The organism is Rhizobium hidalgonense, assembly GCF_005862185.2.
GTDB classification, from domain to species: domain Bacteria; phylum Pseudomonadota; class Alphaproteobacteria; order Rhizobiales; family Rhizobiaceae; genus Rhizobium; species Rhizobium hidalgonense.
This window is the reverse complement of record NZ_CP054027.1, coordinates 2,306,248-2,327,010: the sequence shown is the minus strand read 5'-3', so window position 1 is coordinate 2,327,010 and position 20,763 is coordinate 2,306,248. Positions and strand designations below refer to the sequence as shown.

19 protein-coding genes and 1 pseudogene are annotated in these 20,763 nt (G+C 62.1%); 15 read left to right on the top strand and 5 right to left on the bottom strand.

Annotated features, from left to right (window positions below; all coding sequences use genetic code 11):
• The first annotated feature begins 43 nt into the window (after positions 1-43).
• Genes FFM81_RS11090 through FFM81_RS11080 form a run of 3 tightly spaced genes read left to right on the top strand, consistent with a single transcriptional unit; the run spans position 44 to position 2,920 of the window.
• A complete protein-coding gene (locus FFM81_RS11090) occupies positions 44-982 on the top strand; it encodes a carbohydrate ABC transporter permease (RefSeq protein ID WP_025416130.1) in 939 nt (312 codons plus the stop codon).
• Positions 975-1,823, top strand: coding sequence for a carbohydrate ABC transporter permease (locus tag FFM81_RS11085; RefSeq protein ID WP_003573253.1), 849 nt, complete (start codon positions 975-977; stop codon positions 1,821-1,823). Before FFM81_RS11090 ends, FFM81_RS11085 begins: the two co-directional genes overlap by 8 nt.
• Before the next feature lie 23 nt (positions 1,824-1,846).
• Positions 1,847-2,920 carry an ABC transporter ATP-binding protein gene (locus tag FFM81_RS11080; RefSeq protein ID WP_097533529.1) on the top strand — a complete coding sequence of 358 codons (1,074 nt, stop codon included), beginning with the start codon at positions 1,847-1,849 and terminating at the stop codon, positions 2,918-2,920.
• A 255-nt stretch (positions 2,921-3,175) separates the two neighbouring features.
• Here the strand turns inward: FFM81_RS11080 and kdgD are convergent, their stop codons facing one another.
• The 3 genes from kdgD to FFM81_RS11065 all read right to left on the bottom strand — a co-directional run bounded on the left by kdgD (position 3,176) and on the right by FFM81_RS11065 (position 5,889).
• Positions 3,176-4,102: a 5-dehydro-4-deoxyglucarate dehydratase gene (gene kdgD / locus FFM81_RS11075; RefSeq protein ID WP_003573248.1), complete on the bottom strand. Its 927-nt coding sequence runs from the start codon at positions 4,100-4,102 to the stop codon at positions 3,176-3,178.
• 36 nt (positions 4,103-4,138) lie between these two features.
• Complete coding sequence (locus FFM81_RS11070; RefSeq protein ID WP_003573246.1) at positions 4,139-5,113, bottom strand: mannonate dehydratase; 975 nt, start codon at positions 5,111-5,113, stop codon at positions 4,139-4,141.
• A gap of 65 nt (positions 5,114-5,178) precedes the next feature.
• A complete protein-coding gene (locus FFM81_RS11065; RefSeq protein WP_025416133.1) occupies positions 5,179-5,889 on the bottom strand; it encodes a FadR/GntR family transcriptional regulator in 711 nt (236 codons plus the stop codon).
• Between the two features lie 132 nt (positions 5,890-6,021).
• Here FFM81_RS11065 and FFM81_RS11060 point away from each other — a divergent pair, with 132 nt between their 5' ends.
• From FFM81_RS11060 to FFM81_RS11040, 5 genes and pseudogenes are all read left to right on the top strand, one after another.
• A complete protein-coding gene (locus tag FFM81_RS11060) occupies positions 6,022-7,617 on the top strand; it encodes an ABC transporter substrate-binding protein (protein ID WP_003573242.1) in 1,596 nt (531 codons plus the stop codon).
• 21 nt (positions 7,618-7,638) lie between these two features.
• Positions 7,639-8,667 carry an ABC transporter permease gene (locus tag FFM81_RS11055; RefSeq protein WP_138384313.1) on the top strand — a complete coding sequence of 343 codons (1,029 nt, stop codon included), beginning with the start codon at positions 7,639-7,641 and terminating at the stop codon, positions 8,665-8,667.
• A pseudogene (locus FFM81_RS11050) lies at positions 8,664-9,565 on the top strand (ABC transporter permease). The gene FFM81_RS11055 and the pseudogene FFM81_RS11050 overlap by 4 nt, the downstream one beginning before the upstream one ends.
• Position 9,566: 1 nt before the next feature.
• Positions 9,567-10,412: an ABC transporter ATP-binding protein gene (locus tag FFM81_RS11045; RefSeq protein WP_097533610.1), complete on the top strand. Its 846-nt coding sequence runs from the start codon at positions 9,567-9,569 to the stop codon at positions 10,410-10,412.
• Entirely contained in the window at positions 10,409-11,152 is a 744-nt protein-coding gene (locus FFM81_RS11040; protein ID WP_138384311.1) for an ABC transporter ATP-binding protein, read from the top strand. The genes FFM81_RS11045 and FFM81_RS11040 overlap by 4 nt, the downstream gene beginning before the upstream one ends.
• Here the strand turns inward: FFM81_RS11040 and FFM81_RS11035 are convergent.
• Positions 11,139-12,197: a LacI family DNA-binding transcriptional regulator gene (locus tag FFM81_RS11035; RefSeq protein WP_138384310.1), complete on the bottom strand. Its 1,059-nt coding sequence runs from the start codon at positions 12,195-12,197 to the stop codon at positions 11,139-11,141. The genes FFM81_RS11040 and FFM81_RS11035 overlap by 14 nt on opposite strands.
• Positions 12,198-12,383: 186 nt before the next feature.
• On the opposite strand from FFM81_RS11035, the gene FFM81_RS11030 reads away from it, so the two are divergent.
• The 5 genes from FFM81_RS11030 (at position 12,384) to FFM81_RS11010 (ending at position 19,425) form a co-directional block, all read left to right on the top strand.
• The gene (locus FFM81_RS11030; protein ID WP_138384309.1) at positions 12,384-14,906 is read left to right on the top strand and encodes a hypothetical protein; all 2,523 of its coding nucleotides are present in this window, start codon (positions 12,384-12,386) and stop codon (positions 14,904-14,906) included.
• A gap of 66 nt (positions 14,907-14,972) precedes the next feature.
• Positions 14,973-16,232, top strand: coding sequence for an ABC transporter substrate-binding protein (locus tag FFM81_RS11025; protein WP_138384308.1), 1,260 nt, complete (start codon positions 14,973-14,975; stop codon positions 16,230-16,232).
• A gap of 11 nt (positions 16,233-16,243) precedes the next feature.
• Positions 16,244-17,281, top strand: coding sequence for a carbohydrate ABC transporter permease (locus FFM81_RS11020; RefSeq protein WP_097533519.1), 1,038 nt, complete (start codon positions 16,244-16,246; stop codon positions 17,279-17,281).
• Complete coding sequence (locus tag FFM81_RS11015) at positions 17,278-18,327, top strand: carbohydrate ABC transporter permease (RefSeq protein ID WP_003573222.1); 1,050 nt, start codon at positions 17,278-17,280, stop codon at positions 18,325-18,327. The genes FFM81_RS11020 and FFM81_RS11015 overlap by 4 nt, the downstream gene beginning before the upstream one ends.
• An 18-nt stretch (positions 18,328-18,345) precedes the next feature.
• Positions 18,346-19,425, top strand: a complete 1,080-nt coding sequence (locus FFM81_RS11010; RefSeq protein WP_138384307.1) for an ABC transporter ATP-binding protein — start codon at positions 18,346-18,348, stop codon at positions 19,423-19,425.
• A gap of 58 nt (positions 19,426-19,483) precedes the next feature.
• On the opposite strand, the gene FFM81_RS11005 is transcribed toward FFM81_RS11010, so the two are convergent.
• Positions 19,484-19,669, bottom strand: a complete 186-nt coding sequence (locus FFM81_RS11005) for a hypothetical protein (RefSeq protein ID WP_025416144.1) — start codon at positions 19,667-19,669, stop codon at positions 19,484-19,486.
• 375 nt (positions 19,670-20,044) lie between these two features.
• On the opposite strand from FFM81_RS11005, the gene FFM81_RS11000 reads away from it, so the two are divergent.
• Together FFM81_RS11000 and FFM81_RS10995 are read left to right on the top strand one after the other, a co-directional pair.
• A complete protein-coding gene (locus FFM81_RS11000) occupies positions 20,045-20,254 on the top strand; it encodes a hypothetical protein (protein ID WP_003573215.1) in 210 nt (69 codons plus the stop codon).
• A gap of 8 nt (positions 20,255-20,262) precedes the next feature.
• Complete coding sequence (locus FFM81_RS10995; protein WP_025416145.1) at positions 20,263-20,637, top strand: GFA family protein; 375 nt, start codon at positions 20,263-20,265, stop codon at positions 20,635-20,637.
• Positions 20,638-20,763 lie beyond the last annotated feature (126 nt).

The window sequence follows — 20,763 nt, the reverse complement described above, 5'->3', positions numbered from 1 at the left end:
GGAGCGCCGGCATCGCTGCCGACGAAATGCGAAAGCAGGAACCATGGCCAATATATCAGTCCTATCGACACCGAGTGCCGCAAGGCCGGCAAGACGAGCCGCAAACAGCAGGAGCTCGGTCGCGCACGACCGCTTGACCGTGCTGCTCATCTTTCTGCCGCCGGCGCTGCTGCTCTTCACGCTCTTTGTCATCATGCCGATGGGCGAGGCGGCCTGGTACAGCCTTTACAAGTGGAACGGCTACGGCACGCCAACCGAGTTCATCGGGCTGCGCAATTTCCAGGTCCTGTTTCGCAACGCCGCTTTCACCCAGGCCCTGTTCAATAACGGCCTGATCATCGTCATCTCGATCTGCATCCAGGTGCCGCTCGCCATCTGGCTGGCGACGATGCTGGCGCACCGCATTCCCGGTGTCGTCGGTTACCGCCTGATTTTCTTCCTGCCCTATGTGTTGGCCGATGTCGCCGCAGGCCTCATCTGGCGTTTCGTCTATGACGGCGATTACGGCCTGTTTGCCGCTATTTCCAACTTCTTCGGCTTCGCCAACCCTTACGTGCTCGCCGACAAGGACCTGGCGATCTATGCCATCCTCGGGGTGATCGTCTGGAAATATTTCGGCTTCCACATGATGCTGTTCATCGCCGGGCTGCAGTCGGTCGACAAGAGCGTGCTGGAGGCGGCCGAAATCGACGGCGCCACCGGCTGGCAGAAGTTCCGTTACGTCACCCTGCCGCTGCTCGGCTCGACCCTGCGCCTTTCGATCTTCTTTGCCGTCGTCGGCTCGCTGCAACTCTTCGACATGATCATGCCGCTGACCGGCGGCGGACCGTCCAACTCGACGCAGACGATGGTCACCTTCCTCTTCACCTATGGCGTCATGCGCATGCAGGTCGGCCTCGGCAGTGCCGTCGGCGTCGTGCTGTTCGTCATCTGCGTGACGCTCGCCTTCGGTTACAAAAGGATCTTCATGCGCCATGACTGATATGAGCTCTTCCGTCCGCATGAGGACATCGACCCGCATCTATCTCTACGTGTCGCTGAGCCTGATCGCCGCGATCGTGTTGGTGCCGCTGCTGACGACGGCGCTCGGCGGCTTCAAGACGCTGGGCGACCTGCGCACCAATCCCTTCGGCCTGCCGACCGAGTGGCAATGGACGAATTATACGGACATTCTCTTCGGCGAACGCTACTGGCTGCAGATCGGCAATTCGCTGATCATTGCAGCGCTTACTGTGCTGCTGACGCTGATCGTCTCGTCGATGGCGGCTTTCGCCTTTGCCCATGTCCGCTTCTTCGGCTCGTCCTTCCTACTCAATTATTTCCTGCTCGGGCTGATGTTTCCGGCGGCGACCGCGATCCTGCCGCTGTTCATCCGCATCCGCGACCTCGGCCTGCTCAATACCTATTGGGGCGTGGTGCTGCCGCAGGTGGCCTTCGGCCTCGGCATGAGCATCCTGTTGTTTCGAAACTATTTCCGCAATCTTCCGGAAGAATTGTTTCAGGCGGCCTTCGTCGATGGTTGCGGTTATATGAGGTTCTTCTGGCATATCTCGCTGCCGCTTTCCCGGCCGATCGTCGCCACCGTCAGCATCATCTCCTTCGTCGGCAGCTGGAACAGCTACATCCTGCCGCTGATCATGCTGAACTCGGAATCCAAATATCCCTGGCCGCTCGGCATCATGGTCTATCGCGGCGAATACGGCACGGATTGGCAGCTGGTGCTGGCCTTCATCACCCTGACCATCCTTCCCACCATCATCGTCTTCTTCGTCGCCCAGAGACACATCATCGCCGGGTTGACCGCCGGCGCCGTGAAGTCCTGAGCCGAACCATTGGAGGTGTTATCATGGCATCCGTTGAACTGAACGACATTCGCAAGGCCTATGGCGCCGTCGACGTCATCCACGGCATTTCTCTTCATATCGAGGATGGCGAATTCGTCGCCCTCGTCGGGCCGTCCGGCTGCGGAAAATCGACGCTGCTGCGAATGATCGCCGGCCTCGAAGAGATCACCGATGGTGAAATCGCCATCGGCGGCAATGTCGTCAACGCCATGACGCCGCGCGAGCGCAACATCGCCATGGTCTTCCAGTCCTATGCGCTCTATCCGCACATGACGGTGGCTGAAAACATGGGCTTCAATCTGAAGCTTGCCGGCGTCGCCAAACCGCAGATCGAGGCCCGCGTCTCTGAGGCCGCCCGCATGCTCGATCTCGCCACATTGCTCGACCGCAAACCCGCCCAGCTGTCCGGCGGCCAGCGCCAGCGCGTCGCCATGGGCCGCGCCATCGTGCGCAATCCGGCCGTCTTCCTGTTCGACGAGCCGCTCTCCAACCTCGATGCGAAACTGCGCGTGCAGATGCGCTCGGAGATCAAGACGCTGCACCAGAAGGTCAGGACGACCTCGATCTATGTCACGCACGACCAGATCGAAGCGATGACGCTCGCCGACCGCATCGTCGTGCTCAATCACGGCAAGGTGGAGCAGCAGGGAACACCGCTCGAACTTTACCGGAAGCCGGCCAATCTGTTCGTCGCCGCCTTCATCGGATCGCCGGCGATGAACATGCTCGACGGCACGGTCGACGGTGTAAACGGCGAACCCGCCGCCCGCCTCGAAGACGGCACGGCGATCCGCCTCGCGCCCGACCGCAAGGTCAAGGCCGGCCAGGCCGTCACGGTTGGCCTGCGCCCCGAACATCTCATTCCCGGCATAGCGGCCGGCACACCGCTCGCCGGCCGCACCATGCTGGTAGAACCGACAGGCGCCCAGACCCATGTGGTCTTCGATCTCGCCGGACAACAGGTGACCGCCATCGTCGACGGCGAATACCCCGCCCGCTACGGCGCCGTGTTCGAGGCAAGTATTGCCAGCGATCAGGTGCATGTTTTCGACCGCGGCAGCGGTGTAGCGCTGTAGGTGAGGCCCGCCGGCGCATGCGAATATGCTCGACCGAAGAGATTGCCGAAACAGCCCCTCACCCGTAAACGGGGCTAGGGGACGTGCCACGCGAGAGGTGGCGAGAAACGGAGAGGCCGCGGCTTGTCCTTTCGCCCCGCTGGGCGGGGAGAAGGTGCCGGCAGGCGGATGAGGGGCATCTCGGGCGTAGAGTTGTCCGGGCCGAGGATGACCTAAGGAGCTAAGAAGAGCGAAGCGCCGCCCTCAATCTCCGAATTACTCAGCCGCAATCCGTTCAACACCGTTGGCCTGGACGATCTTCTCCAGCAGCGCCAACTCCTCCTGAGTAAGATCCGTCAGAGGCGGCCGAACCGGGCCGGGATTCTGCCCGAGCACCCGCAGGCCGGCCTTGATGATCGAGACGGCGTAGCCCTTCTTGCGGTTGCGCAGGGCGACGAAGGGGAAGAAGAAGCTCTTCAGGATCTCGTCGACGGTCGCCTGGTCGCCGGTGCGCAGGGCGCCGTAAAAGCGCTGGGCCAGCGCCGGGACGAAGTTGAAGACGGCCGAGGAATAGGTGGTCACGCCGGCGGCGAAATAGGCTTGTGCATAGACCTCATGGGTCGGCATGCCGCCGACATAGACGAGGCGATCGCCAAGCAGCGTGGTGATCTCGATGACCTTGTCGACATCGCCGACGCCGTCCTTGAACCCGATCAGGTTCGGGCATTCCTCGGCGAGCCGCGCAATGCTTTCAGCCGTCAGCACGGCGTTATCGCGGTTATAGACGATGACGCCGATGCCGACCGATTGGCAGACCGCCTTGACGTGGGCGATGAGGCCGGCCTGCTCGGCAAACATCAGATAGGGCGGCAGCAGCAGCAGCCCGTCCGCGCCTGCCTTTTCGGCCGCCTTTGCGATCTCGATGGCAAGCGACGTGCCGTAGCCGGTTCCCGAGATGATCGGCGTCTTGCCGGCCGACGCCTTGGCAGCCTTGACGACTTGCGGGATCTCGCTCGGGCTGAGGGAGAAGAATTCACCGGTGCCGCCGGCGGCAAACAGGGCCGCAGCGTCGTAACCGGCAAGCCATTCGACATGGCGGCGGTACTTCGCCTCGTCGAAAATGAGCTGGTCGTCGAAATGCGTCACCGGAAACGAGAGGAGACCACTGCCGACGGCCTTCTTCAATTCAATCGGGTTCATCATGAAAGTCCTGTTCCTTACCTGTTGAAATTGGCCGTCTCAGGCGCTTTCGAGCGTCTGCAGAAGGGCCGCGATATAGCCGTAGCAGTAGGCAAATGCGGTGGCGGAAGGGTCCTTGCCGGAAACGGTCGGCACATGGTCGGGCATCAGCATGTATTTGAAGCCGACTTCCTTGTAGATCCTGGCCGAGCGGACCATGTCCATGTCGCCCTCGTCGGGGAAGGTCTCCATAAAGGAGAGTTTGCCGCCGCGGATATTGCGGAAGTGAACATTGAAGATCTTGTTGCGTTCGCCGAACCAGCGAATGACGTCGTCGATCTCCTTGCCGGGATTTTCCAGCATTTCGCCGATCGAGCCCTGGCAGAAATTCAGGCCGTGATAGGGGTTTTCGCGCATCAGCACGAACTTCTTCAGGCCTTCGACGGTGCCGAGCACCCGCGTGACGCCGCGAAAGCCCGGCGGCGTATAGGGATCGTGCGGATGGCAGGCGAGCCTGACGCGATTGCTTGCGGCGACGGGAACGACACGTTCGAGGAAATAGTCGATCCGTTCCCAGTTTTCGTCTTCGGAGAGCACACCGGCAAGACCGGGTGCTGCCTGCTGATCCGTCTTGTCCCAGCGGAAGCTGGCATTCATCGATCCGCCGCGCCCTGGTTCGTCCGGTGTGCGGGGAATGCCGATCAGGTTGAGATTATATTTGACCGCCGGAATGCCGGCCGCCGCGGTATTCTCGATCAGCTTGCAAACGGCGTCGATCTGCCTGTCGCGCTCCGGGCCGGCAAGCAGGATATCGGGATAGGACGCCTTCTCGATCGGTTGCGAGGGCAGCGGCAGCTGGATCATGTCGAGAATCAGGCCGAAGCTTTCGACCTTGTCGCGGTGGCGCTCGAGGTCGGAAAGCGTCCAGCTGCTCGGTTCTCCCGGCGGGTCGGCGTTGATATGCTTCACACCCAGTTGCGCGAAGATACGATAATCGTCGTCATCCCGGGCGGCGACCTGTGTTCCCAGATACATTTGAGTCTCTTTCGAAATTACACAATGTCATATGACATAATATGAATTTTGAAGAGAGTCGAGCCCTATTGCTGTTCGGCGAGCATCCGGTAGCGACGTTGGCTGGCCAGCATATGGGCGCGCATCGCCTGGCGGGCGCGTTCCGGATCCTGATCGGCGATGGCCGAGAGAATTTCCACATGTTCGGCATAGACCTTTTGCAGATAGTCCCGGTCATTGGCCTCGGGCAGCGTCGGAAACTGGCCACGGGGGATGGCCTTGGCGCCGAAATGGCGGAGAACATCGACATAGAATCGGTTATTGGTGGCGGCGGCAATCGCCATGTGGAAGGCGTAATCTGCCTCCACCGTCTGTTGTCCGGCTTCAATCAGTTGCGCCATTCTGCGATTGGCCTCGCGGATGGCCGCCTCCTGCTCGGCGGTGCGGCGATAGGCGGCGATGGCGGCCGCTTCACCCTCGGCCGCCATGCGAAACTCCAGCAATTCCAGGGTTTCCGGAATGCTTTTGATTTCCACCGGCGTCAATGACAGCACCGAATGCGCCTTCGGGTCGGCGACAAAAACCCCTTTACCCTGAATCGGTTTGACGAAGCCCGCCGACCGGAGGTCGGCAATCGCCTCGCGAACCACGGTGCGGCTGACGCCGAAGGTGGCCTCCAGCTGCGGCTCGGTTGGCAGCTGGTCGCCGACGCGCAACTGCCCCGTTTCGATTTGCGCCCGCAATTGATCGATGACCTGCTGCGCCAGTCTTTGCCGGCCACGGCTGAGTATTGTCATTTTCCGCTCCCAAACCCCTTGGCATCAGGTCGCCCGCTCAGGTCTTGCAAATCATATCAGACTTCGTTAAATCATAATACGACATACGGGCGACATAATATGTCTTTTATAGTAATCCAGGGAGGACTGACAATGAAGCATTTTTCTAAAAGCTTGTTCGTCGGCGCCGTTTTCGGCGCCCTGACGATCGCTGCACCGCAGCTGCAGGCTGCGACCCCGCAGGATCAGCTGGTGATTGGTACATCGCTGGCCCAGGTTCTATCTCTCGATCCGCAGCAGGCGACCGAAGGCAAGGCCGTCGAGATCATGTCCAACCTTTACGACCGGCTGGTCGCCAGCACGGCGGACGGCAAGATCCTTCCGCAACTGGCCGAAAGCTGGAAGGTCGACGACAAGGGCATCACCTTCACCCTGCGCAAGGCCAATTTCGCCTCCGGCAACCCGGTCACCTCCAAGGACGTGGTCTATTCGCTGGCCAGGCTCTTGAAGATGGATCAGGCCGCCGCCGCCAACCTCAAGCGCGTCGGCTACGACAAGAACAATGTCGACAAGCTCGTCACGGCGGTCGACGACCAGACAGTGCGGATCGATCTCTCCGAGCAGGTGACGGCGGAGCTTCTCCTCTACCGGCTGACGACGACCACCACCAGCGTGGTCGACAGCGTCGAAGTGGAGAAACATGCCGTCGACAATGACTATGGAAACGCCTGGATGCGGACGCATTCGGCCGGCTCCGGACCCTTCACCCTCAATCGCTGGTCCCCGAACGAACTTGTCATTCTCGATGCCAACAAGGATTATATGACCGGCGCGCCGAAGATGAGGCGCGTCATCGTCCGGCACGTGCCTGAAAGCCAGGTCGAGCGGCTGATGCTTGAGCGCGGGGATATCGATATTGCCAGCGCCCTGACCGCATCGGATCTCGCAACGTTCCAGGACAAAAAAGGTTTTGCCATCCAGCGCATTCCGACAGGCGGCTTCTACGTGCTGTCGATGAATGCCGGCAACCAGTACCTCTCCAATCCCAAGGTCCGCGAGGCGATCGCCTACGGCATCGACTACAAGGGCATCGAGAAGACGATCATGGGGCCATACGGGCGGGCGAGAAACGTTCCCGTTCCGGAGAATTTCGAATATGCCATCGCCAATCCCGACTGGCATCTCGACGTCGAAAAATCCAAGCAGCTGCTGAGCGAGGCGGGTTTCAAGGACGGCTTTTCGCTGACGTTGAAGACCATTGCGCAGACGCCGCGCATCGATCTTGCCACCGCCATCCAGGCATCGCTTGCCCAGGTTGGCATCAAGATCGACATCCAGCAGGGCAATGGCTCGGAAATCATTGCCGCTCATCGCGCTCGGGATTTCGATCTGCTGATCCCGCAGACCAGCGCCTACATGCCGAACGTGCTCGGTTCGATGGAGCAGTTTTCCTCCAATCCCGACAATTCGAAAGAGGCCAACAATGCCGGCAACTTCGTCTGGCGCTCGGCCTGGGACATTCCCGAACTGACGGCCCTGACGGCGAAAGCATCGATGGAGCCGGACGCCAAGAAGCGCGGCGAACTTTACGTTCAGATGCAGAAGATGTTCGTCGAACAGAAGCCGGCCGTGCTGCCGCTGTTCGAGCGCTTTGAGCCGATCGTCCTCAACGGCAAGGTGCAGGGATATATCGGGCATCCGTCTCAGCTGACGCGGCTCGAGAACGTGACCAAGGTAGAAACCCAGTAAGACTCCCAAGGCAAGCCGATCATGAAGGAACTCTCCGTATCCGAATTTGGCCGACGCCTGGCGCATTTGCTGGTCAGCCTGTTCATCCTCCTCTGTGTCACCTTCGTGATCGGCCGCGTCTTGCCCAACGATCCGGTCGGCGCGATCGTCGGCGAGCTCGCCGATCCCGCCGCCTATGCGGCGATGCGGGCCCGCCTGGGGCTCGATCTGCCGATCTACCAGCAGTTTTTTCTCTATCTGAACGGGCTGGCCCATGGTGATTTCGGCACGGCCGTGCTCACCGGCAATCCCGTCTCTTCCGACCTTGCCCAGGCGTTTCCGGCGACATTCGAACTGGCGACGCTGGCAGTGATCATCTCGACCTTCGTCGGTGTCCCGCTCGGGCTCACCGCCGCCCTGTTTCGCGACAGCTGGATCGACAAGGTCGCCCGCGTGATCGCCCTCGTCGGCCATTCGATCCCCGTCTTCTGGTTCGGCATCGTCGGGCTGGTCATCTTCTATGCCGGCCTCAACTGGGTCGGCGGCCCAGGCCGCATCGATGTCTTTTACGACGGCCTCGTCACGCCCCGAACCGGCCTCTTGTTGATCGACAGCCTGTTGCAGGGCGAGACCGAAATCTTCTGGAATGCGCTCGGCCATATCATTCTTCCCGCCGTTATCCTGGCCTATGCGGCGATGGCCTACATCACCCGCATGACCCGCAGTTTCACCCTGGAGCAGCTGAGCCAGGATTACGTCATCGCGGCCCGGGCCAAAGGCGTCAGCCCGACCGGCACGATCTTGCGCCATGTCCTGCCGAACATTGCCGTGCAGCTGATCACCATCCTGGCCATTTCCTATGGCGGGCTGCTCGAAGGCGCTGTCGTGACCGAGATCGTCTTCTCCTGGCCGGGCATCGGCCAATACATGACGAACGCCCTCATGATCGGCGACATGAACGCCATCGTGGCTGGCACCATCATCGTGGGATTCATCTTCATGCTGTTAAACTTCCTCGCCGACGTCGCTTACGCCGTCTTCGATCCGCGCATGCGGGAGGCAGCCCGATGAGTGACGCCATCCGCAGTGACATTCAGATCCGCCCGCCAAGCGTGTCGACCCGCATCGCGGCGTCGTTTACGCGCGCCGGCCGCAAATTGGCTGCCGAGCCGCTTGGCCTTGCCGGCTTCGTCATCCTCGGCCTGCTCTGCATCGTCGCGATCTTCGCGCCGCTTCTGGCGCCTTACGATCCGGTCGTGCAGGCGCTGGGCGATGCATTGCAGCCGCCGAGCCTGGCACACTGGGCCGGCACCGACGAATTCGGCCGCGACATTCTGAGCCGGCTGATCTTCGGCACGCGCATCACCATTCAGACGGTGCTGTCGATCTCGCTGATCGTCGGGCCGATCGGCCTTTTGATCGGCGTCGTCGCCGGCTTCTTCGGCGGGCGCACCGATGCGCTGCTGATGCGCGCCACCGATATCGTTCTGTCCTTCCCGTCGCTGATCCTGGCGCTCGCTTTTGCTGCAGCGCTCGGCGCCGGCCTGACCACGGCCATCATCGCGATTTCGCTGACGGCATGGCCGCCGATTGCCAGGCTCGCCCGCGCCGAAGCCCTGGTCGTTAGAAATGCCGATTATGTGGTTGCCGCCCGCCTTTACGGCGCCTCACCGATCCGCATTCTTCTGCTCTACATCGCACCGATGTGCGTGCCATCGGTCATCGTTCGCCTGACCCTAAATATGGCGGGCATCATCCTGACGGCAGCATCACTCGGCTTTCTCGGCCTCGGCGCCCAGCCGCCGGCGCCGGAATGGGGGCGATGATCTCCAACGGCCGCAAGTTCATGCTCGATTATTGGTGGGTCGCCGTCATGCCGGGTGTCGCCATCCTGCTGACCAGCCTTGCCTTCAACATCGCCGGAGATGCTCTGCGCGACCTTCTGGATCCCCGCCATGCCAGATCTTGAAATGAAAGATCATGATTTGCAGCCCGTTCTGTCCGTCAAGGGATTGAGCGTCCGTTTCGGGCGAGGCGCCGTGCCCGCCGTTTCCAACGTCAGTTTCGACGTCGGGCGCGAACGTGTCGGCATCGTCGGAGAATCCGGTTCCGGCAAATCGACGACGGGTCGCGCCATCATGCGTCTGCTGCCGCCGGCCGCCGTCGTCACCGCCGAACGCCTGGATCTCGGCGGCGATCCGTTGCTATCGAAGAGCGAGCGGCAGATGGGCGCGCTACGCGGCAAGGATATCGCCCTGATCATGCAGGATCCGCGCTATTCGCTGAATCCGGTGCTCTCGATCGGCAAGCAGATCGCCGAAGCCGCGCGCCTTCACCTCGGTCTCGGCAAGAGCCAGGCGTTCGACGCTGCCCGCGCCATGCTGGAGCGCGTGCGCATCAGCGATCCCGATCGGGTCATGGCGCTCTATCCCCACCAGATATCCGGTGGCATGGGCCAGCGCGTGATGATCGCAATGATGCTGCTGGCCCGGCCGAAGCTTGTCATTGCCGATGAACCGACCTCCGCACTGGATGTCAGCGTCCGCAAGGACGTGCTGCTGCTGCTCGACGAGTTGGTGCGCGAAAACAACTCCGGCCTGCTGTTGATCAGCCATGACATTCGCATGGTCGCTGCTTTTTGCGAGCGCATCATCGTCATGTATGCCGGCCGCATCGTCGAAACGCTGACCAGTCTCGAAGAGGCCCGCCATCCCTATACGCGCGGGCTGATAGCAGCACTGCCCGACCCGAAAAACCCGGTGCGGCGGCTTGCGGTTCTCGACAGGGCAAAACTCGATCTGGAGGCGGCGCAATGATCAATGTCCGCGACCTCGATGTCGTCTTTGCCTCGGGCAAATCAAGCAATCATGTCGTCCGCGGCATCAGTTTTCAGGTCAACCAGGGCGAGACGCTCGGCATTGTCGGCGAATCCGGCTGCGGCAAATCGACGGTTCTGCGTTGCCTCGCCGGCATGGAGGCGGGTTGGACCGGGCAGATCGAGCTTGGCGGCAAACCGATCGGCAAGAGGCGCTCGCGCGAGGAGCTGAAATTCGCCCAGATGGTGTTTCAGGACCCTTACGGATCCCTGCATCCGCGCCATCGCATCGGCACCGCGTTGGCCGAGCCGCTGCGCGCCATGGGCCAGTCCGAGATCTGGTCGAAGGTCGAAAGAGCCTTGATCCAGGTGGGATTGCCGGCAAGTTTCGCCAGTCGTTTTCCCCATGAGCTTTCCGGCGGCCAGCGGCAGCGGGTAGCGATCGCCCGGGCGCTAATCCTGTCGCCGCCGATTCTGCTGCTCGATGAGCCGACATCGGCGCTCGACGTCTCGGTCCAGGCCGAAATCCTCAACCTGCTTGCCGATCAGCGCGAGGAAAAGGGACTGACCTATCTGCTTGTCAGCCATGATCTCGCTGTCATCGCCCATATGTGCGACCGGGTGCTGATCATGAAAAACGGCGGCTTTGTCGACGAACTCACCAGGGCGGATCTGCAGGCCGGCACCACCCATGATGCCTATGCGCGCGAACTGTTCGAAACGAGCTTTATGGAAGCTTGATATTTCGCGCTGGTGCGCCACCGACCGCTGCAACGCTGCCTCTTTCGACGAGATGGCAGGCAAGCTCGACGCGGCGCCGCGGTGTCGCAAGGCCGAGCATCATGTCGCGCAGCAGGTCGAGCGCGGTGGCGCCGAGTTCGCGCATCGGAATATGTACGGTCGACAGCGGCGGGTTGAGAAAGGCCGATTGCGGCAGGTCGTCAATGCCCATGACGGAGACGTCCTGCGGCACGGCATAACCCATCGTCTGCATTCCACGCACGGCGCCGGTGGCAAGGCTGTCGCCTGCCGTCAGGACGGCGGTGAAGCAGAGGCCTTTGTCGCGGACGAGGCGGGTGAGGGCTTCGGCGCCGAGTTCCGGCAACCAGTCGTCGACCTCGAGCACCAGATCGGCATCGGCCTTCAGCCCGTGATGCAGCAGAGCGTCGCGCCAGCCCTCCAGTCGCCGCTCGATCGTCCGTCGCCCCGGCCGCAGCATAAACAGGATGCGTTTATGGCCGGCCTGGATCAGCCGCTCGGCGGCAATGAAGGCGGCCTCGCGGTTGCAGGGGGTCACACTCGACAGCCGCATATAGGGATCGTCGCTGTTGACGAGCACGACGGGCTTTCCGAGGCCGGCGGCGGCCGCCAGCATGTCCTCCTCGTCGACCGTCAGAATCAGCATGCCGCCAAAGCTCGGATCGTCCCGCATCTCGGCGACGACGCGGGCTTCATCTCCTTTGTCGGCGATAGGGCGCATCGCCACCTCGATGCCGAGAGCGGCCGCCCGCGCGTTCAATCCCTCGAGCACGTAGAGGGTGAACTGGTTGCGGACATAGTCGATCATCGCCGCGCCGGAGGCAACGAGCATGACCTTCTTGCCGGCGACACTTGCCGGCAAGGCGTAGCTGACCGCGCTCGCCGTTTCCAGCACCAGCTTGCGGATCTCGGGCCTGACGCCCTTCTCGCCGGCGAGCGCTCGCGACACCGTGCTGATCGATACGCCGCAGCGGGCGGCGATGTCGTCGAGGCGTGTGCGCCTGCCCTTTTTCTGCTCCGTGGCCATGACATCTCCTCGCTCCCTGTCTATTGTGCAAAAATCTTTCAGATTGCGCAAATGGAATGCCTATGCACAATTGCTTTTAGGAGTCCGCGACAAGCGACAGAGCAGGGAGGCTTTGAAGATGCGGTTTGACGGCCAGTCCACGCGTCGGTGTTTTGCCCGGCGTCTTAAGGTTCGAGCGGGCTAAACATGGCCGCCGAGCAGCAATCCCATCTCCGCCGCCAGACTGCGAAACAAAGGCCGATCGTCTATTGGCAGCTGGGCCATCTCTCGCAGCAGCGCTACGACGTCGCCGATCGGCCGATGGAAGGCAGCATGGATCCGTTCTTCTTCGTCACCAAGACGAAGAACTTCATCCCGCACGAATATCCCTGCCGCACTGAATTCAAGAAATCCTTCTCCGGCCGTCGGCCGCAGCCGGCAGCCGAATTCGAAGCAAGCCGCTGGTGGCTTCCCTTTGCCTCTCCGCGTGTGGATCTCTCGGGCTTCTGGTTTCGCCCGACCCGCATCGGCTGCTGGGCGCGCACCTTCCTCGATGCCCGCTCCGCGGGTTCGGCTAGGCTTCGCCTGTCGACCTGTGGTGGCGCGATCCTCTTCGTCAATGGCGCCGAGCAGGGCTTCATGGCGCCTTACGAGCGCAATCTGGAAGCCCAGCAGATCCTCGAGGTCGAGCTCGCCGTCGGTCTCAACGAGATCCGCGTCTATGTCGACGATCTCGCCGAACGCGACGCCCGTTTCTATTTCCAGCTGGATTATCTCGAAGGGCCGGAGGTCGAAACGGCAGTCCCCGTTCCGATCGCTGCCGGTGATGCCGATGCGCTGGAGGCGATCCTCGAAGGCATGCGCTTCGACCGCACCGCCTATCTCGGCGAGGACGTGACGATCCTGTTTCCGGCGCCGCTACCGGTGGCGCTCACCTGCCATGTCGAGATCGAAGGCGACTTCATGTCGACAGAGCGTTTCGATTATGATTTCGCGCTGGAGAAGGGCGCAACCAGGCTGGAACTCGGTGCCTCGGCTGATATGCCCGCCGATTTCCGCCATTTCCGCATCGCCTTCAAATCAGGCGAACTTTCGCTCGGCCGCACGCTCGGCGTCGAAATCTGTCATCCCGAACGCCAGGGGCAGGCGCCCGCCGCATTGGCGGACCGTATCGCCGAGGCGCTGGCCGAGGTTGCTGCCCATTCCGAGCCGGATACCGTCTGCGCTTTCGCGCGGCTGGCGTTGGGGCAGGGTGGCGAAGAGACCGAGGCAATGATTGCGGCGATGCTGCCTGTTATCGAGGACTGTCACGACTGCGCCGATTTCGTGCTGGTGCCGCTGCTGTTTGCCTATACGCGCTGGAGCGATCTGCTGTCGCAAGGCCTGCGGCAGAGGATCGAGCACGCCGTTCTCCATTATCGCTACTGGATGGATGAACCGGGCAATGACGTTCAGTGGTATTTTTCGGAAAACCACGCGCTTCTCTTCCATACCGCCGCCTATCTCGGCGGCCGGCTTTTTCTCAATGCCGTTTTTGTCCGTTCCGGCCGCACCGGCGCCGAGCAGATGAAGGTCGGCGAGGAACGCGTCCATGCCTGGCTCGATCATTTCGAGCGCTGGGAAATGGCCGAGTGGAATTCCGTTCCCTATTTCCCGATCGACCTCAAGGGCCTGACGGCGCTCGCCGCCTGCGCGCCGGATGAGACGATCCGCGCCCGGGCGAATGCCAGCATCGTTCGGCTGATGGAGATCGTCGCCCGTTCGGCCCATCACGGTATGCTGACTGGCAGCCAGGGCCGCTCCTACGAACATACGCTACGCCCCGGCCGCTCGGTCGAACTGTCGGCCATCGCCCGGCTGCTCTGGGGCCGCGGCTGGTACGGCCGGCGCGTCCACGCTTTGCCGCAGCTTGCTGTCTGCATCCGCGATCACGGCCTGCGTTTTCCCGAGGAGCTCGCGGCGATTGCCGCGCATGACGCCGACGACGCGCAGGAGTGGACCTTTTCCCAGGGCGAGAACCGTTTCGCCGCGCTCTATCACTACAAGACGCGCGACACCGCGCTCGGCACCATCGCCCATTATCGTCCCGGCGCCTGGGGCTACCAGGAGACAGTGCTGCATCTGCGCTTGGGTCAGCGGCCGGAAGCACAGATCTGGATCAACCATCCCGGCGAAACCATCCAGTTCGGTTATGGCCGGCCGAGCTTCTGGGGCGGCTGCGGAACGCTGCCGCGCGTGCATCAGTATCGCGATCTCGCCATCCTCGATTTCAACATCCACGAGGGCCAGCCGGATTTCACCCACGCCTGGTTCCCGGTCGAAGCCTTCGACGAAACGGCGGTCGGCGGCAATCTGGCGCTCGCCCGTTCCGGCAACGGCCTGGCGCTGCTGATCGGCAGCGGAGCACTGGTGCCGGTGAAGGAGGGTCCGACGACGGATATGGAGCTGCGCCTGGCCGCACGTAAGAGCCGATGGATTGTCCGTCTCTCCGATCTCGATCGGGAGGGCGACCTTGCCGGCATGCAGGCGCGTTTCGCGGCACTCCAGGCCCACCGAGACGACAAGGACGCACTGATCGTCGCCGATCCGGATTATGGCCAGGTCATCTTCGAAGAGGACGGCACCGTGTGCGCCGAAGGCCGTATTCTGAGACCTGCGGACTGGTCGGTGCGGGGAGAAGCGGTACATCTGCAGATATCAGGCCGGCAGCCTCGGCGCGCCGCCTCGTAGACGACATGTCCGGCAGGTGGAGGACCCGGCCGGGCGCAGGAATTCATCGGTCAAGAGGAGGAGAAAATGACCAGAATGAAATCGATCGGCGCGGCCTTTGCTGCGGTTCTCTTGAGTTCCGTTGCTGCCCATGCCGGCGACGTGCGCATCATGTGGTATTCCGACGGCGGCGAGGGTGCTGTCATCAAGGATCTGCTGGCGCGCTTCTCGAAGACCAATCCCGATGTCAACGTCATCCTCGACGAGGTTTCCTATGACGTCGTAAAGGAACAGCTGCCGGTGCAGCTCGAAGCCGGGAAGGGGCCCGATATTGCCCGCGTCACCAATCTGAAGGCCCAGGCCCAGCATTGGCTCGATCTTCGCCCGCTGCTCGCCGATGCCAAATACTGGGACGACAATTTCGGCGCCCAGGCCGACTGGATGCGTCCCGATGGCTCGAACGCCATCACCGGCTTCATGACGCAGCTGACGCTGACCGGCGGCTTCGTCAACAAGACGCTGTTCGAGCAGGCCGGCGTCGAAATTCCCGGCCCAAAGGCAACCTGGGATGATTGGGCAGCCGCCGCCAAGAAGGTCGCCGACAGCCAGAAGGTCTTCGCCATGGCGATCGACCGCTCCGGCCATCGCGTCTCCGGCCCGAATATTTCTTACGGCGCCAACTATATCGCCGCTGACGGCAAGCCGGCGCCGATCGACCAGGGCTCCAAGGATTTCCTCAGCCGCTTCGTCAAGTGGAACGAGGACGGCACCATCAACAAGGATGTCTGGGTCAGTGCTGCCGGCACTACCTATCGCGCCGCGGCCGACGACTTCATCAATGGCGGCCTGGCCTATTATTATTCGGGCAGTTGGCAGATCTCGGGCTTTGCCCAGAAGATCGGCGACAGTTTCGATTGGGTGATGGCGGGGAGCCCCTGCGGCGCGGTCGCCTGCACCGGCATGCAGGGCGGCGCCGGTCTCGTCGCCGTCAAATACACCAAGAACCCCAAGGACGTCGCCAAGGTGATGGACTACCTGGCAAGCGCCGACGTGCAGAAGGAGTTCGCCGAGCGCAGCCTGTTCATTCCGGCGCACAAAGCTGTGGCGGCCGGCCAGATGGAATTCAAGACCGACAATCCGCATGTGCAGGCGGCGCTGAAGGCCTTCGTCGAATCGGCCGCCCAGACGGCGGCACCCGCCATGAAGCTGCCGGGCTGGAAGTGGTCGGACGCCTATTACAGCGCCATCGTCGCCCGCATCAGCCAGGTGATCGCCGGCGAAATGAAGCTCGACGACGCCTATGCCCGCATCGACGAGGACATCAAAGCCAAGGTTGGCGGCAACTGACGGACGAACGGATGGCGGACAAGACGGTTTCCTCCGAACCACCTGTCAAAACCGGCCTGCGGCAGGCGCTGATTGCGCCTGTCCGGGTCGCCATGGGCATCGTCGATATTCCCATGCGTGCCTGGCAGAAGCTGACGGGGCTGAACGGCATGGCTGGCGTCTTCCTGGCGCCCAACATGCTGATCTTTTCCGTCTTCGTGCTGCTGCCGCTGGTCATCAACTTCATCTATTCGACGACGAGCGGCGGCGCCATCTTCCTGCCGAACAGAACCTATGTCGGCGCCGAGCAGTACCGGATCCTGTTTGATTGCCGCTCCTATCTCGATCCGTCGACCTGTGCGGCCGACACGTTCTGGGCGGCCGTGCGCAACACCGCCGTCTTCGTCGTCTTCCAGGTCTCGGCGATGCTGATCACCGCACTCGCAACGGCTTTGATCCTCAATCGCGAGCTTTCCAATCGCGGCTTCTGGCGCGCCGTCTTTTTCTTTCCCGTGCTACTGTCGCCTGTCGTCGTCGGCCTGATCTGGAAGTGGATACTGCAGCGTGAAGGCCTGTTGAACTATGCGCTCAGCCCCTTCGGCTTCGAGCCCTTCTCCTGGCTCAGCGATCGTTTCTGGGCCTTCTTCTTCGCCGTCTTCGTCTCGGTCTGGGCGCATATGGGCTTTTATGCACTGATCCTGCTCGCCGGCCTGCAGGCGATCCCCCGGGATCTCTACGAGGCGGCGGCGATGGACAAGGCAAGCCCCACCCGGATCTTCCGGCGGATTACCCTGCCGCTGCTGATGCCGAACCTCATTGTCGTCCTGGTGCTGGCGCTAATCCGCGCCGTGCAGATCTTCGACGAGGTCTTTGTGCTCACCGGCGGCGGGCCCGGCACCAGCACCATGTACATCACCCAGTTCATTTACGAGACCGGTTTTGCGAGTTCGCTGCGCAATCCGGGGCTCGCCTCGGCCGCTTCGATCCTGATGGGCATTGTGCTCGTCATCCTGACGCTGGTCCAGCTCGGCGTCAGCAGCCGCAACGAGAAGAAGGGGACACGCCAATGAGCGCCGTCGGCACCTTTCTGCTGCGCCGCCGCGGCCGCGGCTGGCACTGGACTGATGTTGTCACCTGGATATGGCTGATCTCGGGCGTCTTCCTGATGTTCGGCCCGGCCGTCTGGCTGGTCTTTTCCTCGTTCAAGACGCCGGCAGCACTCGCCGAATTCCCGCCATCCTTCCTGCCCTATGTCACCGAGCAGGCCGTGGTGCCGGGCTACGACAAGCCATTGCCGCTTTATAATGTCACGATGCCGGATGGCAGCAGCCGCCAGCTCGCCGAAGTCCGCCGCATCGGCATCATGGGCCAGATGGTCGATCCGAAACAGCCGGGCGACATCGTCAAGGTCAACATCAAGGACCGCACGCCGGTGCGCCAGGTCGATTTCGCCGGCGGCAATTACACCGAACCGTTTCAGCATTTCGATTTTCTGCTGTTCCTGCGCAACTCGGTTTTCGTGACGGTGGTCGCGACAGCCATCACGCTGCTGGTCAATTCCATGGCCGCCTTCGCGCTGTCGAAATACCAGTTCCCCGGCCGCACCGCCGTCATGCTGATGATCCTGGCGACGCTGATGGTGCCGCTCTCGGTCATCGTCGTGCCGCTCTATTCCGTCATCGGCACGCTGAACCTTTTCGACAGTCTCTGGGGCGTCATCCTGCCGACGGTCGCCACCCCGACAGGGGTCTTCCTGCTCCGGCAATATATGCTGACCATCCCCGACGAACTGATCGACGCCGCGCGCATGGACAAGGCCAGCGAATGGCAGATCTACTGGCGCATCGTCCTGCCGCTGTCGGCGCCGGCGCTGGCGGTGTTGGCGATCTTCTCGGTCGTCTGGCGCTGGAACGACTTCCTCTGGCCGTTGATCGTGCTGTCGCGCAAGGAGCTTTACACGCTGCAGGTCGGCCTCAACGTCTATGCCGGCGAACTCAATGTGCAATGGCACTACATCCTCGCCATGACCGTCGTCTCGATGATCCCCGTCGTGCTGATCTTCGTCTTCCTGCAGCGCTTCATCACCACTGGTATCGCCGGCTCGGGGCTGAAATAATATGAAACAGGAGAGTACATGAGCGGGCTCGAGCTCAGAAATATCGTCAAGAATTTCGGCGCCGTCGAGGTCATCCGCGATGTCTCGCTTGAGGTCAACGACGGCGAGTTCGTCGCTTTCGTCGGCCCGTCCGGTTGCGGGAAATCGACACTGCTGCGATTGATCGCCGGCCTCGACAAGCCGACGGGCGGGAGTATCGCCATCGACGGCAAGGATGTCACCGAGATCGGCGCGGCCGACCGCGGTCTTGCAATGGTCTTCCAGTCCTATGCGCTTTATCCGCATATGAGCGTCCGGGAGAATCTGGCCTTCGGCTTGGAGAATACCAAGGTGGCGAAGGTCGAGATCGAAGCGCGCATCGCCGACGCCGCGCGCATGCTGGAGATCGAGCCCTTCCTGCAGCGCCGCCCGGGCCAGCTCTCCGGCGGCCAGCGCCAGCGCGTCGCGATCGGCCGCGCCATCGTCCGCCGGCCGGATGCCTTCCTGCTCGACGAGCCGCTCTCCAATCTCGACGCCGAGCTCAGGGTCAGCATGCGTGCCGAGCTTGCTGCCCTCCACGCCCGCCTGAAGGCAACGATGATCTACGTCACCCACGATCAGGTGGAAGCGATGACACTCGCCGACCGCATCGTCGTGTTGAGAGGTGGCCGGATCGAGCAAGTGGGAACACCGCTGGAACTCTACAACAAGCCGGCAAACCGCTTCGTCGCCGGCTTCATCGGCGCGCCGCACATGAATTTCCTGGAAGGGTCGGTCGTCGGGCACGAAGGCGGTTTTACCCAAGTCGAAACCGTCGGCGGCCATCGCCTTTCCGCGATCGCCCAGGAGACGCGCCCGATCGGCGAGAGGATAAGCATCGGCATCCGACCGCAACACATCACCCTTTCCGACGGAGCGAGCGCGAGCAAGCTGGACACGCGGATCACCCTTGTCGAGGAACTGGGTTCCGAAACCGTTGTCCACGCCGACACGGCCGGCAAGAAGCTGATCGCCGTCTTTGCCGGCCAGCAGAAGATGAAATCGGGCGACACCCTGCCGCTGCAACTTGACCCAACCGTCCTGCACCTCTTCGGCGAGGACGGCCGGCGTCTGTCCTGAGTGCGCAAAAGAAAAGCCCGCGCCGAAGCGCGAGCCCAATTTTCACGTAACATCAGCTTTAGTGTTGGTTATTCTTGTGGCTTTGCTGACCTGCCTTAACATGCTGTTCATGGCTGCCGCCGCGGGTTCCGCTGGACTGCGCGTCGCGGCCGCCTGATGAGGCGCTGCGGGCATTGGAGTCGTTCTTGTGACTCTGCTGACCGGTCTTGACGTGCTGTTCATGGGATCCACCTTGGTTTGCCATACGGTTCTCCTTGGATTTGAACGAGGCCACGTCGACCTCAGGCAAAGAACTACGCTCCGGCGCATGCGTTCCCCACGTTAATATTTCGTGATCTCCTATCGATAGGAGGGATGAGGAAGCGGACCGGGCGGGTAGGGAGCTCGCCTGCCATTTCGTTGGCCATCAGGAGAAAGCGGAAAAATCCCGATGTTCTCCGGCACCGCCGCGTCCGCTTGGCGCGACCCGCAACCTCGAATTGACAATGCGCGTGGCCGCAAGAAGGTTCCCGACTAAACCCCATCGCTCCATGCCGGAAAGGCTCGGCGCAGCCCATCGGCTCTTTCCAATTCAGCCTGTCGCTCTAGCTTAAAGGGTATGGAAAGAAAGGAGAAACTCATGACCGACGCACCGAATACGGCGACCCCGGCGCGAAGAGTGTTGCGGGGCCGCCCCTACAGCATCAGCGAATTTGCCAGGAAATATCGGTTGGACGACAAGGAGGCCAAACGCCTCTACGACAAGTTCGGTCCCTCCGCCACCGAACTCGATCTGTTGATGGCGGCAAAGCGGCGCCCGCCGGGGCTGCCGACCAGCCTCGACGCCTGACGCCCGCGATGAGCATCCGCACCGGAAGCTGCCTATGCGGGGCAGTGGCCTATCGCGTCGAGGGTGAGCCGCTACGCGTCGGCCTTTGCCACTGCGCCGATTGCCGTAAATCCAGCGGCTCCGCCTTCGTCTTCTTCGCGGTCTGGCCGCGGCAGGCGTTTTCCCACAGCGGCGAGATTGCCACTTTCGCCGGCCGCAGCTTCTGCCCGACCTGCGGCGGCAGGCTTTTCTGCCTCAGGGACGATGAGGCGGAAATCCGTGTGGGCTCGCTCGACAATCTGCCGACCGACCTCGCGCCGGACTATGAAGTCTGGATCAAGCGGCGCGAAGCCTGGCTGCGTCCGCTGCCCGGCGCCGGCCAATATTCCGAGGATGCGGACTAACGAGCGCTTTCGCACCAAAACTTGACTTTTATTACCAATATTTCATTTCCCCCATCCGCAATTCCGTGCCGGTTCGGCGGCAACGCTAATGCCCGGTTCATCTGCGCTGTGCTTATTTCGCTGCGG

What these genes read in the sequence shown, in the direction of transcription:
- FFM81_RS11040 (WP_138384311.1), top strand. Translation starts at nt 10,409, where the DNA reads ATGATCAATGTCCGCGACCTCGATGTCGTCTTTGCCTCGGGCAAATCA.
- FFM81_RS11015 (WP_003573222.1), top strand. Translation starts at nt 17,278, where the DNA reads ATGAGCGCCGTCGGCACCTTTCTGCTGCGCCGCCGCGGCCGCGGCTGG.
- FFM81_RS11065 (WP_025416133.1), bottom strand. Translation starts at nt 5,889, where the DNA reads ATGACAATACTCAGCCGTGGCCGGCAAAGACTGGCGCAGCAGGTCATC.
- kdgD (WP_003573248.1), bottom strand. Translation starts at nt 4,102, where the DNA reads ATGATGAACCCGATTGAATTGAAGAAGGCCGTCGGCAGTGGTCTCCTC.
- FFM81_RS11020 (WP_097533519.1), top strand. Translation starts at nt 16,244, where the DNA reads ATGGCGGACAAGACGGTTTCCTCCGAACCACCTGTCAAAACCGGCCTG.
- FFM81_RS11010 (WP_138384307.1), top strand. Translation starts at nt 18,346, where the DNA reads ATGAGCGGGCTCGAGCTCAGAAATATCGTCAAGAATTTCGGCGCCGTC.
- FFM81_RS11090 (WP_025416130.1), top strand. Translation starts at nt 44, where the DNA reads ATGGCCAATATATCAGTCCTATCGACACCGAGTGCCGCAAGGCCGGCA.
- FFM81_RS11085 (WP_003573253.1), top strand. Translation starts at nt 975, where the DNA reads ATGACTGATATGAGCTCTTCCGTCCGCATGAGGACATCGACCCGCATC.
- FFM81_RS11025 (WP_138384308.1), top strand. Translation starts at nt 14,973, where the DNA reads ATGACCAGAATGAAATCGATCGGCGCGGCCTTTGCTGCGGTTCTCTTG.
- FFM81_RS11055 (WP_138384313.1), top strand. Translation starts at nt 7,639, where the DNA reads ATGAAGGAACTCTCCGTATCCGAATTTGGCCGACGCCTGGCGCATTTG.
- FFM81_RS10995 (WP_025416145.1), top strand. Translation starts at nt 20,263, where the DNA reads ATGAGCATCCGCACCGGAAGCTGCCTATGCGGGGCAGTGGCCTATCGC.
- FFM81_RS11045 (WP_097533610.1), top strand. Translation starts at nt 9,567, where the DNA reads ATGAAAGATCATGATTTGCAGCCCGTTCTGTCCGTCAAGGGATTGAGC.
- FFM81_RS11080 (WP_097533529.1), top strand. Translation starts at nt 1,847, where the DNA reads ATGGCATCCGTTGAACTGAACGACATTCGCAAGGCCTATGGCGCCGTC.
- FFM81_RS11030 (WP_138384309.1), top strand. Translation starts at nt 12,384, where the DNA reads ATGGCCGCCGAGCAGCAATCCCATCTCCGCCGCCAGACTGCGAAACAA.
- FFM81_RS11035 (WP_138384310.1), bottom strand. Translation starts at nt 12,197, where the DNA reads ATGGCCACGGAGCAGAAAAAGGGCAGGCGCACACGCCTCGACGACATC.
- FFM81_RS11000 (WP_003573215.1), top strand. Translation starts at nt 20,045, where the DNA reads ATGACCGACGCACCGAATACGGCGACCCCGGCGCGAAGAGTGTTGCGG.
- FFM81_RS11005 (WP_025416144.1), bottom strand. Translation starts at nt 19,669, where the DNA reads ATGGCAAACCAAGGTGGATCCCATGAACAGCACGTCAAGACCGGTCAG.
- FFM81_RS11060 (WP_003573242.1), top strand. Translation starts at nt 6,022, where the DNA reads ATGAAGCATTTTTCTAAAAGCTTGTTCGTCGGCGCCGTTTTCGGCGCC.
- FFM81_RS11070 (WP_003573246.1), bottom strand. Translation starts at nt 5,113, where the DNA reads ATGTATCTGGGAACACAGGTCGCCGCCCGGGATGACGACGATTATCGT.